The 12352-nt window shown below is 43.8% G+C and carries 14 protein-coding genes; 7 read left to right on the forward strand and 7 right to left on the reverse strand.

Annotated elements, in window-relative coordinates; translation table 11 throughout:
• Positions 1-4: 4 nt before the first annotated feature.
• From UB51_RS09980 to deoC, 3 genes are all read right to left on the reverse strand, one after another.
• Positions 5-1183 carry a NupC/NupG family nucleoside CNT transporter gene (locus UB51_RS09980; protein WP_044877173.1) on the reverse strand — a complete coding sequence of 393 codons (1179 nt, stop codon included), beginning with the start codon at positions 1181-1183 and terminating at the stop codon, positions 5-7.
• Between the two features lie 85 nt (positions 1184-1268).
• Positions 1269-1664, reverse strand: coding sequence for a cytidine deaminase (locus UB51_RS09985; protein ID WP_044877174.1), 396 nt, complete (start codon positions 1662-1664; stop codon positions 1269-1271).
• A gap of 55 nt (positions 1665-1719) precedes the next feature.
• Positions 1720-2394 (reverse strand): deoxyribose-phosphate aldolase, encoded by a 675-nt coding sequence (gene deoC / locus UB51_RS09990; RefSeq protein ID WP_044877175.1) that lies wholly within the window; start codon positions 2392-2394, stop codon positions 1720-1722.
• Between the two features lie 265 nt (positions 2395-2659).
• Here deoC and bioA point away from each other — a divergent pair, with 265 nt between their 5' ends.
• From bioA to bioC, 6 genes are read left to right on the forward strand one after another with little or no spacing between them, the layout of a single operon-like run.
• Positions 2660-4021, forward strand: a complete 1362-nt coding sequence (gene bioA / locus UB51_RS09995; protein WP_044877176.1) for an adenosylmethionine--8-amino-7-oxononanoate transaminase — start codon at positions 2660-2662, stop codon at positions 4019-4021.
• Positions 4018-4764 carry a dethiobiotin synthase gene (gene bioD, locus UB51_RS10000; RefSeq protein ID WP_044877177.1) on the forward strand — a complete coding sequence of 249 codons (747 nt, stop codon included), beginning with the start codon at positions 4018-4020 and terminating at the stop codon, positions 4762-4764. Before bioA ends, bioD begins: the two co-directional genes overlap by 4 nt.
• 5 nt (positions 4765-4769) lie before the next feature.
• Complete coding sequence (gene bioB, locus UB51_RS10005) at positions 4770-5768, forward strand: biotin synthase BioB (RefSeq protein WP_044880026.1); 999 nt, start codon at positions 4770-4772, stop codon at positions 5766-5768.
• A gap of 13 nt (positions 5769-5781) precedes the next feature.
• On the forward strand, positions 5782-6960 hold the full coding sequence (gene bioF, locus UB51_RS10010; RefSeq protein WP_044877178.1) for an 8-amino-7-oxononanoate synthase: 1179 nt from the start codon (positions 5782-5784) through the stop codon (positions 6958-6960).
• Positions 6957-7739: an alpha/beta fold hydrolase gene (locus UB51_RS10015; RefSeq protein WP_234405595.1), complete on the forward strand. Its 783-nt coding sequence runs from the start codon at positions 6957-6959 to the stop codon at positions 7737-7739. The genes bioF and UB51_RS10015 overlap by 4 nt, the downstream gene beginning before the upstream one ends.
• Entirely contained in the window at positions 7729-8589 is an 861-nt protein-coding gene (gene bioC, locus UB51_RS10020) for a malonyl-ACP O-methyltransferase BioC (RefSeq protein WP_044877179.1), read from the forward strand. Before UB51_RS10015 ends, bioC begins: the two co-directional genes overlap by 11 nt.
• A 7-nt stretch (positions 8590-8596) precedes the next feature.
• On the opposite strand, the gene UB51_RS10025 is transcribed toward bioC, so the two are convergent.
• Both UB51_RS10025 and UB51_RS10030 read right to left on the reverse strand, forming a co-directional pair.
• Complete coding sequence (locus UB51_RS10025) at positions 8597-9532, reverse strand: DNA-binding transcriptional repressor DeoR (protein WP_044877180.1); 936 nt, start codon at positions 9530-9532, stop codon at positions 8597-8599.
• A 64-nt stretch (positions 9533-9596) separates the two neighbouring features.
• A complete protein-coding gene (locus tag UB51_RS10030) occupies positions 9597-9911 on the reverse strand; it encodes a winged helix-turn-helix transcriptional regulator (RefSeq protein ID WP_082063297.1) in 315 nt (104 codons plus the stop codon).
• A gap of 183 nt (positions 9912-10094) precedes the next feature.
• Here UB51_RS10030 and UB51_RS10035 point away from each other — a divergent pair, with 183 nt between their 5' ends.
• Positions 10095-10706, forward strand: a complete 612-nt coding sequence (locus UB51_RS10035) for a flavin reductase family protein (protein WP_044877181.1) — start codon at positions 10095-10097, stop codon at positions 10704-10706.
• Between the two features lie 121 nt (positions 10707-10827).
• Here UB51_RS10035 and UB51_RS10040 read toward each other — a convergent pair whose 3' ends face one another.
• Positions 10828-11388, reverse strand: coding sequence for a hypothetical protein (locus UB51_RS10040; protein ID WP_234405596.1), 561 nt, complete (start codon positions 11386-11388; stop codon positions 10828-10830).
• A gap of 136 nt (positions 11389-11524) precedes the next feature.
• The gene (locus UB51_RS10045) at positions 11525-12295 is read right to left on the reverse strand and encodes an exodeoxyribonuclease III (RefSeq protein WP_044877183.1); all 771 of its coding nucleotides are present in this window, start codon (positions 12293-12295) and stop codon (positions 11525-11527) included.
• Positions 12296-12352: the final 57 nt, after the last annotated feature.

Here is a 12352-nt window from a genome sequence, read left to right on the forward strand (position 1 = left end):
TATTTCATATAAATAGTCCAGCTATGATTGCAGACAGGACACTAACTAACGTTGCTCCATATATTAATTTCATACCAAAGCGAGCCACAACATTCCCTTGCTTCTCATTCAGACCCTTTACTGCACCTGCAATAATACCGATAGACGAGAAATTCGCAAACGAGACAAGGAATACGGACACAATTCCAGTAGTTCGTGCGGATAGCTCGGTGTTCTTGCTAAGCTCGAGCATGGCGACGAACTCATTGGACACCATTTTCGTTGCCATAATGCTCCCCGCGTCAACCGCTTCTTTCCATGGAACACCCATAACAAAAGCAAAGGGTGCAAAAATGTAACCGAGTAATTGTTGAAACGACACGCCGAATATACCATTAAAAAGCCCGTTAATCATGGCAATCAAAGCCACGAAACCAATCAACATGGCTGCTACCACAACAGCCACTTTGAAGCCGTCCATGATATATTCCCCAAGCATTTCAAAAAACGATTGTTTCTCTTCTTCCTGTACCTCTAGAATATCCTCTTCTTCCCCGACAATATAAGGGTTGAGGATAGAAGTAATAATAAATCCGCCAAACAAGTTAAGAACAAGTGCGGTTACTACATATTTAGGATCTATGATTGCCATATATGATCCTACAATAGACATGGAAACGGTAGACATCGCCGAAGCACACAACGTATAGAGACGATGTTTCGGTAACAAACCGATTTGCTTTTTGACAGAAATGAATACCTCGGATTGTCCCAGAATTGCTGAGGCAACCGCATTGTACGACTCCAACTTACCCATGCCATTCACCTTACTAAGTATAAGGCCAATATATTTAATTATAAAGGGCAAGACTTTGATGTACTGCAGAACACCAATGAGGGCTGAAATAAACACAATCGGCAATAACACCGATATAAAGAACGAGAATTGTCCTTCATTGAGAATCCCGCCAAATACAAAGTCAACACCAACGCCTGCATACTCCAACAATTTTTCGAAGGCACTTGAAATGCCTTTAATGAAGAAAGACCCTAAAACCGTATTTAACAACACAGCGGCTAAAATGACTTGTAAGATAATCATAACAATTAAGGGCCGATATCGAATCTTCCTTTTATTGTTACTGGCGAAGTAAGAAAGTCCAAAAACAATTAGTAATCCAAGTATAACGAGTAAGTATCTCATGTTGTGTTTTTCTCCTAATGATTAATTGAGTTATTCTACATCAAATCAATATGAAGCGCTTACATAATTATCCATCAAAACCAAATTATTTATTCATATCCTTAGATTGGAATGCTCCCGGCAAAAGCTGCGCCATAGTCCATTCTTCTGTATTTCCATGCAGATTCGTTAAATAAATCTTGGTATTCTCATCACAAAATTCCGACAACACTTGACGGCAAGCTCCACATGGGGAGACGGGACCTTCGGTGTCCGCTACCACTGCAATCGCCTCAATAGTATGTTCTCCTTCTGAGACCGCTTTAAAAATAGCTGTTCGTTCTGCACAATTAGTTAATCCAAAAGAAGCATTCTCAATATTACAGCCTGTGTAGATTCGCTTGCTTCCCGTCAATAAAGCTGCTCCAACTGCAAAATGTGAATAAGGGATATGAGCATGCTTGCGTGCTTCTATTGCCTCTTTAATCAACTGTTCCTTCAACACTATTCCCCCTGTGGGGCTGCTCCATAATGGAGCAGCACAAATTATAATATTATTAGTAAGACGAGGCTGATTGCTCGCCTTCCATTATTTTCACGCCTGAACTCGCGCCAATTCTAGATGCACCTGCCGCAACCAATTGTTCCATATCTTGAAGATTACGAACCCCTCCAGAAGCTTTGACCCCGATCTTGTCACCAACAACTTGACGCATCAGAGCCACATCCTCAGCCGTTGCTCCTCCAGTCGAGAATCCCGTCGATGTTTTAACAAATTCAGCCCCAGCTTTAACCGATAGTTGGCAAGCCAATTTCTTCTCGTCTTCTGTCAAGAGACAAGCTTCAATAATCACTTTTACAAGCGCTTTGCCATTTGCAGCATCGACGACCCCTTTAATATCTTGTACAACATAATCATAATCTCCGTCTTTCAAAGCACCGACATTAATGACTACATCAACTTCATCCGCTCCACATTCAATAGCATGGCTTGCTTCAAAAGCTTTGCTTGCACTAGTATTCGCTCCAAGTGGAAATCCGATCACCGTACACACATTCACTTTGCTATTTGCCAACTGTTCAGCCGCATAGGATACCCACGTTGGATTTACACATACGGATGCAAATTCATATTTTATAGCTTCTTCTGTTAATTTGGTGATCTCAGCTTTCGTTGCGTCTGCGCGTAAAAGCGTATGATCGATGATTCCTGCTAATTTTAAATTTAACATTTCCCCATCACCTTTCTCTTATGCAAATCTTAATCCCATGATTAGAATAACACCTATATGAACAAATGTAAATACCAATATGAAATTATGTTCATGATTAGAGATCGCATTAATATATTAACCAAAATATCTGTTATAACAACGGCTGTTCTGCCGAATTCTGTTTACAGGGACATTACTGTCTGCTAGAATAGGTCACGCCCCATTGTTAACCAATAAATAATCATAGGTTAACAATATAAAAATTAACGGATGGTGATATTTTGTGATAACAGAGTACGAACGGCTTGCTACCCTCAATAAGGCTCACTTATGGCATCCTTTTACACAAATGAAAGACTACAATAACTCTGACCCTCTCATTATTGAACGCGGCGAAGGCATCAAGCTCTATGACGTTAATGGACGTGCTTATTTTGACGGTTTTTCTTCGGTTTGGCTTAACGTCCATGGGCATAACGTTCCGGAGCTAAATCAGGCGATCACGGACCAGTTAGGGCGTGTCGCACACTCTACCCTTCTTGGAATGGCAAATGTACCTGCCATTGAGCTTGCAGAAAAGTTGGTGGGGATCGCCCCACAAGGGTTAACGAAAGTATTTTATTCTGATTCAGGAGCAACCGGTGTCGAGATTGCGATCAAAATGGCTTTTCAATACTGGCATAACTTAGGGGAAAGAAATAAAAAGACGTTTATTACAATGAATCAAGCTTACCACGGAGATACAATTGGTGCCGTTAGTGTAGGTGCCATTCCCTTATACCATGAGACGTTTCGCCCTATGCTGTTCCCTTCTCACGTCATTCCATATCCCTATGCTTATCGCCATGAAGGCGGTGAAGCGGAAGCAATGGAAGCAACCCTAACGGCTCTGCGTAAGTTGCTCGAGACGCAAGCGGATACGATAGCAGCTCTAATTGTGGAGCCGATTGTACAAGGCGCCAGCGGTATCATTGTCATGCCGCCAGGATGCTTACGTGAGATGGCTGCACTGTGCCGCAAACATGGGGTATTGTTCATCGCTGACGAGGTGGCGACCGGTTTCGGTCGGACGGGCGCTATGTTTGCTTGTGAACTCGAAGACGTTTCTCCTGATTTGATGGTGATCGGAAAAGGCCTTACAGGCGGGTATTTGCCTGTGGCAGCGACGCTTGCGACAGACGAGGTGTACAATGCATTTTATGCTGATTACCTAGAACAGAAAACATTTTTTCATGGTCATTCCTTTACAGGTAACCCATTGGGTTGTGCCGTTGCTTTGGCTAGCTTGAAGCTATTTGAAGAGCGCAACATGATAGAGGGAGTAAGAGCAAAGGCGTCATTTGTAGAGCATAAACTCGCAGCACTTAAAGATCGCCCACATGTTGGTGAAATCCGGCAAAAGGGATTGATGATTGGTATCGAGCTAGTACGTGATAAGGGTACACGCGAGCCCTACAATTGGGCAGAACGAATTGGCGTTCGCGCCAGTCATAGGGCAAGAGAACTTGGAATGCTAACGCGGCCTCTTGGAAATCTAATCGTCTTTATCCCTCCACTTGCAAGCAGTGAAGCTGAGCTAGATGAAATGACAGATATTTTGGCCAAATCGGTACTTAACGTCACCGAAGGTGGTTCCACTACATGAGCATAGTAAACGTAGACACGATACGCGGATTATTTATAACAGGTACAGACACTGGCGTTGGGAAGACAGTTATGACGGCAGCCATTGCTGCTGTGCTTCGTGCTGAAGGATTGAATGCCGGTGTCTGGAAGCCGATTCAGTCCGGTGCACCACTTGGCAGCGGAGTTACCGATGGTGAACGGTTACTGAAAAGCACAGGAATCGATGAGCTACCACAGGCAGTAGCACCATTTACATTTGAAGCTCCGCTTACGCCGCTACTCGCCGCTAAGCAGGCTGGTATAACCCTTACGCTTAAGGAGTTGATCGCTGCTGGTGAACCGCTAACTAAACGTTACGATACACTTCTCATCGAAGGTGCAGGCGGTGTCGCTGTACCCCTGACCGCTGATGCCCTCGTGGCGGACTTGATCGCGGAGCTTCACATACCTGCTCTCATTGTAGCCCGTTCCAGCCTCGGCACGATTAATCACACACTTCTGACGGCGTCATTCCTGCGGCATCGAGGAGTCCCCATTATAGGCGTCATTATGAATGACGGTGAATTAACGGAGCAGACTCATGATCCTAGTGTTGCTACGAATGCGGAACTAATTGAGCATTACAGCGGCCTTAAGGTACTAGGAAGGTTTCCTCACTTACACGACGATGCGAATTCAGAAACGTTGGTACATACCTTACGAACAACAATACAATTCGCGCCTATCAGACAGGCATTGGCAGTTCAGACTATAGGAGGATGATGGATATGGAAACCATGGCAACAGCAATGAAATGGGAATCACTTGCAAACAAAGCGTTAGATGGGGAACGTCTAACGTTAGAGGAAGGGCTCGCTGTACTCGAATCTAATCATGATGAGGTGCTACTACTCATGCAGGCTGCTTTTAAAGTGAGAAAACATTTTTACGGTAAAAAAGTAAAATTGAACATGATCATCAACGCTAAAAGTGGACTTTGTCCCGAGGACTGTGGCTATTGCTCGCAATCCATCGTTTCGACGGCGCCGGTTGAAAAATACACCCTACTCGATAAAGATACGTTACTTGCCGGCGCACGTGAAGCCATGGCTCGTAAAGCTGGAACTTATTGTATCGTAGCGGCCGGAAAAGGCCCAACAAATAGAGAGCTGGATCAAGTGGTGGATGCGGTTAGAGAAATCCGTGAAACGATGCCGCTAAAAATCTGCGCATGTCTGGGCATTCTGAAGGACGAACAAGCCGAACGTCTTGCGGACGCGGGTGTACATCGATATAACCATAACTTGAACACCAGCAAAGCCAATTACCCAACCATCACCACAACCCATACCTACGATCAACGTGTTGAAACATTAGAAAGGGTTAAGACCCACGGCATGTCCCCCTGTTCTGGTGTCATTATCGGCATGGGCGAGACTAATCGAGAAATTGTTGAAATGGCTTATGAACTCCGCGAGCTCCATGCGGACTCCATTCCGATTAACTTCCTAAATGCCATTCCGGGAACTCCACTGGAAAATGCAGGACGCACGCAGCCATTACAAGCGTTGAAGGTACTAGCCTTATTCCGTTTCATCTGCCCTTCACAAGAAATCCGTGTGGCAGGCGGGCGTGAAATCAACCTTCGTACATTACAGCCTCTGTCTCTCTACGCTGCAAATTCACTTTTTGTAGGTGATTATTTAACGACATCAGGTCAAGACATTTCAGTTGATCATCAAATGATCGAAGATTTGGGCTTTGAAATTGAATTAAATGCTCTTTAAGGGGGTGACAAGCATGAAATGGATAGAAAAAGAACTTGAGTTATTGGCTAATACCTCCATGAAGCGTTCCTTGCATGATAGTTCCCCAGTCTCCGAATCCCCAGGATATACGTTTCGTGGAGAGCGATTGCTCCTCAACCTGTCTTCTAATGACTATCTTGGACTTGCACAGCATCCTGCGATCATAGAAGTGATGCGTGAGACACTACTCAAGGAAGGAGTTGGCGCTGGCGCCTCGCGGCTTGTGACTGGAAATAGCCCCCTTTATAGTCGTCTGGAAGCAGCGCTGGCCGAATGGCAAAACTGTGAAGCAGCGCTTGTATTTGCAAACGGTTATATGGCTAATGTTGGTGTTATTGGTGCACTTGTAGGTCGGGATGATGTTGTACTCAGCGATCAGATGAATCATGCAAGCATTGTTGACGGCATTGTATTGAGCCGCGCTGAACATGCCCGGTATCGTCATAACGATATGGAACATCTGCGCGCATTATTAAATAAACATAGTAATAAACGGAGAAAGCTGATCGTAACCGACGCTGTCTTTTCCATGGATGGCGATCAGGCTCGTTTGCAGGAACTCGTCAGAATTAAACAGGAGTATGGAGCCCTATTGATGGTGGATGAAGCACACAGCGGTGGGATCTATGGCATGCGTGGCGAGGGATTGTGCCATGAGCTTGGGCTGCAGAATAATGTGGATATTCATATGGGTACATTCAGCAAATCGTTCGGCGTCTATGGTGCCTATATCTGTGGCAGTCGCATGCTCATTCAGTGGCTGGTGAACAAGGCCAGACCGCTCATCTATTCAACCGCGCTGCCTCCAGCTATCGTAGCTGGGATTTCAAAGGCATTACTATTGGTACAAGTCGAACACTGGCGCAGAGAAAGGATATCCGTAGCAAGCAAGGTATTTCGGTCCGCTCTTTGCACCGCCGGTTTCCAAATAGGTACTGGCGACTCTCCTATCGTACCTCTGATTATAGGCGATAATGCTAAAACTTTACGCTTCAGTGAGGCTCTTGAAGCGTCAGGTATCGCATCCGTGGCCATCCGCCCACCTACTGTTCCTGATGGAACTGCGCAAATCCGTTTCACATTGTCAGCTGCTCATACGGATAGAGAGCTAACTGATGCCGTCGCGCAAATCCGCGCCATTGGACATCAATTAGGAGTGCTGAGTCTATGAATGCATCAGATAAGCATCCTATGAATATCAAGGTAGAGACAAGCGGCACTATTTTGTGGTTGACCGGATGGAGCATGCCGGATACGGTATTTGATCGACTTCGCTTGTTACTGCCGGATTTTTATCATATTTCTGTAGACTACAGCGATGCCGATTCTCCAGAGAAAATGGTACTCCTTACTGAAACAGCGGCAAGAAATTTCCTTTCTTCGGGTGGAACTACTTGTAAGACAAACCGTGGCCCACTATTGATCGGAGGCTGGTCGCTCGGTGGATTACTAGCGCTGAGACTAGCAATCCAAGATTTCGCTGATGGTCTTGTGTTGTTGGCTGCAACAGCCCGTTTTACCCGTTCAAAACAGGAGTTAGACCTTGGCTGGGCCGATACATACGTTAGGCGAATGATTAGAGGGCTTACGAAGGACCGACAAGCCGTTGAAACCGAATTTCGACAGCTTGTTTTAACTGAGGAAGAATGGAAAACCGATCTTGGTGAAATTCTTCCTCCAATCGGTAGCTGGACAACCCCGGCACTAATCACGGGTCTTCAGATTTTGCGAAATGAGGAATACTTGTCTCAACTATCCATGATCGATTGTCCGGTGCTTCTTGTTCACGGTACTGACGATAAGATTTGTCCTTACGGCGCTGCGTCAGAGCTTACAGCACAATTGCCTCAAGCAGAATTACTTACAATACCCGCAAGCGGGCATGTACCGTTTTTGGGAAGGGAAGCACACATAGCAGATGAACTGAGGAGATGGTGGCATGAACAGTAAAAATAGTGCAATTCAACGTCAATTTAACCGTCATGCACGTTCGTATGATGCACAAGCCCATATTCAACGTACTATGGCAGATCGGCTTACTGAATCTCTCATAGGATGGAAGAATAAAGGCTTCACAGATGAGCCCAACATTCTTGAGATTGGCTGTGGTACGGGTGCTCTAACCGAAATGCTTGTAAATGAGTGGCCTAACGCTAGCATTACCGCGCTTGACATTGCATCCGCGATGATCGAACAGGCTGAACAACGTGTCTTATCCACTGTAACAAAACATTTGAATACCCGACAAAGTGCAACGGATCGTTTACGATTTCTTCAAGCCGATGTTGAAATGTGGGCGGCTGAGGCAGAGACGGACTCGTTCGATCTCATCGTCTCCAACGCCTGTTTTCAATGGTTAAGTAATCCTCGGACTACGCTAAGCCAACTTCGACGGATTCTTCGTTCTGGTGGTTTGTTGATCTTTACTACATTCGGTCCTGATACATTCTGCGAGCTGCATCAGGCGTTTAATCAGGTGTATCGAGCCAGCGGAATGGAACCACGACGGCATGGATTGTCTTTTCAATCGATAACGCAGTGGAACAACTTGCTAGAGGAAACAGGATTTTCTAATATTCAATGTGAAGGTTCGATCCAAACAGAAAAGTATCCTACCGCGAGAGATTTTCTTCTTTCGGTTAAAGCGATGGGTGCTAGTACTTCAGAAGCCCAGGCGATACGTGACCTCAGTCCGCGGCGATTGTTCACCAGCATGTATGAGGAATATGAAGATAAGTTCAGCATACAAGGAGGCGTTGCTGCCACTTACGATCTTCTATTCATTCAAGCAAAGTCCTAATGATCCATTATCTTAATAAAGCTTGTGCAGTAAATTGATCCGTAATTAATATATTCGCGTACTTACCTGCAAGCGCAGCATGAATCGCTCCAATTTTCCGTTGCCCTCCCGCTACTAGAATAGATTTTTCCTTGTTTCTCAGATCGGAAAGATTTATTCCTACCGTACGGTTATTGATTTCTTCACTACATATTTTCCCCTTTGCGTCAAAGAACCGTGAACAGATATCAGCTACCCCAGTACGTCCAAGCAACTCCTTCTCTTCTTCATTAAAGTAACCTAGACGGAAGAGTAGCGCATCCTCCTTCACAGTTCCAACCGTAAAGACCGCAATATTCGCTTGTTTGCCCAGATCAATGATTCGTCCAATATGACGGTCTTCCTCTACCATGCTCTTAACCTCAACGCTATCAAATATAACAGGTAAGGGTAAATACCGCGCAATGGTCTGAAATGCTTCCGCAAACAAATTCACAATTTCAGCTGCGTACGTATTTACTTGAGAATGGCTCACGCCCCCCTTTAATTGGACCACTTCCACTGCTTTTAATGGTTTAGATTGCAATTGAAGAGCTACCTCGTGCATGGTTGTGCCCCAAGTTACACCGATAATATCTCCATCCTGCACGGTTCCATGAATAAATTCAGCCGCTTTTTTACTGATATGTTTTTTAATTTCCTCGTAATCATTTAGTGGTGAATAACATAATTGAACCGTGTCTAATTGAAATCGCTTCTTCAGCTCACTGGCTAAGATATCCAAGTCTTCACGGGGGTCAATAATATCTATCCTTACATATCCTTTTTCTTTGGCATGTTGTAGTAATCTAGAAACCGTTGGCCTTGATAAGCCCAATTGGGAAGCAATTTGCTGCTGACTATAATCAGATTGATAATAAAGTCTTGCCGCTTCAATACTTAAGCGTTGTTTCTCACTATCCATTTATAATCCAACTCACTTCATTTGATTTGATTTGATTATGCAGTCTTCATTATACATTTATCCCTTATTGATTTTCTACGCCCCATTTGCACATTCCCTCTAATATCGGCATCAATGTTCTACCTCTTGGAGTTAAAGAATACTCCACTTTCGGAGGGATTTGTTGATATTCTACTCTATTTACGATGCCATTGCATTCTAACTCACTTAATTGAGAGCTTAATACCTTATGGGTAATCGCTGGCAGCTGATTTTTTAATTCACCATAACGCATCACTTTCTCACACGTTAATTGGTACATGATTCTCATCTTCCACTTTCCTCCGATTATGGATAATGTGTAGTCAAATGGAGTTGGTATGACTTGTGGCTTAACCATTTGGGTCTGTTGATTCAATGAAATCACTCTCCTCGAGGTAAGTATCTAACCCAAAAGTGCATACTGGATTTTAGAATGTTCGAGTTTATACTTAGAGATGGCTACCTACTAAAATAAGTAGAATATCATACAATTATGGCATTCACTGTTCACTTGATCAAATTTTATCGAAGGAGGATGGATATGCCACAGCTTCATGGACTCACATTTAACACGAGTGACTTGAGCGAGCTGGAAATGTACAAGCTGATGATCGGATCCGTTGTACCCAGACCTATCGCATGGGTTTCTTCAAAAAGTAAGGATGATGTTGTTAATTTAGCACCATTCAGTTTTTTTACAGTTGCATCAAGAAACCCGCCAACGCTATTGATTTCAATAGGAACTGGCGTGGACGAACGAGAGGGTACAGTAAAGGATACACTCACAAATATTCGCGAAGTGGGAGAATACGTCATTAATGTTGTCTCAGAGCCACTGGGCGAAGCGATGTTGCGTTCATCCGCTAGTGTCGAGCCTGCGAAAAATGAGTTTGAGCTTGCGGGCGTCACCCAAAAGTCATGTGAGCTTGTAGATGTACCCGCCGTGCTGGAAGCGCCGATTGCGTTTGAGCTGAAGCTAGATCGGATTATTCCAGTAGGTGGAGATCATCTTGTGCTTGGAAAAGTGCTCCGTGTACAAATTGATTCGGCCGCCTATGCAGGGAACTATAAAGTAGCTATCGATAAATGGAGACCCCTTGCAAGCTTAGCAGGGGACTTTGCCAGGCTCACACCTCCGTTTTCAATTGGATAGAAGCATCCTACACTTGATGTTACTCGTAGCTAGCAGAAAGCTCTTTTTTCCTATTCAAGCGTGACTATTTGTAGTAGGTGCGCGTAGAAAAAGCCACGTTGGACGCGGCCCTTTTTCACTGCTATTCTGAGGATACGGAATGATCCTTCGTTATTTTTTTGTGTCGAGGCCATAATGTGTAACTGAAGCTAATCAGAAAATCAATACCTAACACAACTGACCATACACGCATCATCTGAAACAGCACTAACGTACGACTGTCCACATTCACCATAAATATCATTCCATACAAAATAACGCATCCGATCGCCCATGAAAGAAAGTGACGGAACCAACCATGTCGTTCGTCTCGGGCATGCTCTTTGCCAAATTTGACTCGTTTCTGCGGAGAAGGACCACCCGCGAACTTATGGGCAAACCGAACATCAGTCCACCGAATCATGGAATGACCAAATCCTATCGAAACTCCGATATAGACCGCTGCAATACCATGAGCCAAACTAGCCTCTGCCCCCTCCTGTAAATGAACTACCGTTACAATTAGAAGAATCAAGTCGATTATAGGAGTGAAGTAAAGTAATAAGGCCCCTGTCTTTTTTAAGCGAAAAATGTAACGACACGCTAATCCAGCTAGGACAAATACCCAGAATGCGATCTCACAACCAATAATTAAAGCAATCATGATCTGCCCCTCTTCCTTCTTAACAATAATTCTACCAAAACCAACTTAACACCAAATGGAACATATTTCAAATATGCTAATTGTACTCAAAGGATAGATCTTCAATATCTGTGTTTAACAAACATGCGATGAATAATTACAACTCTGCCGTAATATCTTCAATATTAAGAATAATGGGACAATGATCACTGCCCATGATCTTACAATCAATTTGTGCATCCAATAAGAAGGGATTCAGTCTTGAAGAAACAAGGAAATAGTCAATTCTCCAACCAATATTCCGTTCTCTAACCTTTGCCATATAGGACCACCAGCTATACGCATCTGTCTGTTCAGGATAGAAATATCTAAACGTATCGATAAATCCAGCATCTAGCAGTCTAGTCATCTTATTCCGTTCTTCTGGGGTGAATCCTGAATTTGTGAGATTCGATTTAGGATTCTTCAAATCTATTTCTTGATGGGCAACGTTCAAATCACCACATATAATAACAGGCTTTTGATCATCCAATTGTTGCAGGTAACTTAGAAAGCGATCTTCCCATTCCAGTCTATACGGAAGCCTTGTTAGATCACGTTTAGCATTTGGCGTATATACATTCACGAGATAGAAGGTATCAAATTCCAGCGTAATGATCCGTCCCTCTGGTTCTTCATCTTCCTCCAAGCCATATCGTACTGAAAGAGGTTTAATCCTTGTAAAAATAGCAGTTCCCGAATACCCTTTCTTCACCGCGTAATTCCAATATTGAGTATATTTTTCTCCTAGTTCAAGGTTAATTTGTCCTTCCTGTAGCTTCGTCTCTTGAACACAGAATATATCTGCATCCATTTCTTCAAAATAGTCATTGAATCCTTTCGTTACACATGCTCTTAAACCATTCACATTCCACGATACTAGCTTCATTGTCATTTATCTCCTTACAGTTCACTTTAATTACTTCATTCAAGTGTAACATATATG

This window comes from Paenibacillus sp. IHBB 10380 (assembly GCF_000949425.1).
In the GTDB taxonomy this organism is placed as follows: domain Bacteria; phylum Bacillota; class Bacilli; order Paenibacillales; family Paenibacillaceae; genus Paenibacillus_AQ.

Coding starts and splice junctions, on each gene's coding strand:
- UB51_RS09980 (WP_044877173.1), bottom strand. CDS start 1,183: ATGAGATACTTACTCGTTATACTTGGATTACTAATTGTTTTTGGACTT.
- deoC (WP_044877175.1), bottom strand. CDS start 2,394: ATGTTAAATTTAAAATTAGCAGGAATCATCGATCATACGCTTTTACGC.
- bioD (WP_044877177.1), top strand. CDS start 4,018: ATGAGCATAGTAAACGTAGACACGATACGCGGATTATTTATAACAGGT.
- bioB (WP_044880026.1), top strand. CDS start 4,770: ATGGAAACCATGGCAACAGCAATGAAATGGGAATCACTTGCAAACAAA.
- bioF (WP_044877178.1), top strand. CDS start 5,782: ATGAAATGGATAGAAAAAGAACTTGAGTTATTGGCTAATACCTCCATG.
- UB51_RS10015 (WP_234405595.1), top strand. CDS start 6,957: ATGAATGCATCAGATAAGCATCCTATGAATATCAAGGTAGAGACAAGC.
- bioC (WP_044877179.1), top strand. CDS start 7,729: ATGAACAGTAAAAATAGTGCAATTCAACGTCAATTTAACCGTCATGCA.
- UB51_RS10025 (WP_044877180.1), bottom strand. CDS start 9,532: ATGGATAGTGAGAAACAACGCTTAAGTATTGAAGCGGCAAGACTTTAT.
- UB51_RS10030 (WP_082063297.1), bottom strand. CDS start 9,911: ATGGTTAAGCCACAAGTCATACCAACTCCATTTGACTACACATTATCC.
- UB51_RS10035 (WP_044877181.1), top strand. CDS start 10,095: ATGCCACAGCTTCATGGACTCACATTTAACACGAGTGACTTGAGCGAG.
- UB51_RS10040 (WP_234405596.1), bottom strand. CDS start 11,388: ATGATTGCTTTAATTATTGGTTGTGAGATCGCATTCTGGGTATTTGTC.
- UB51_RS10045 (WP_044877183.1), bottom strand. CDS start 12,295: ATGAAGCTAGTATCGTGGAATGTGAATGGTTTAAGAGCATGTGTAACG.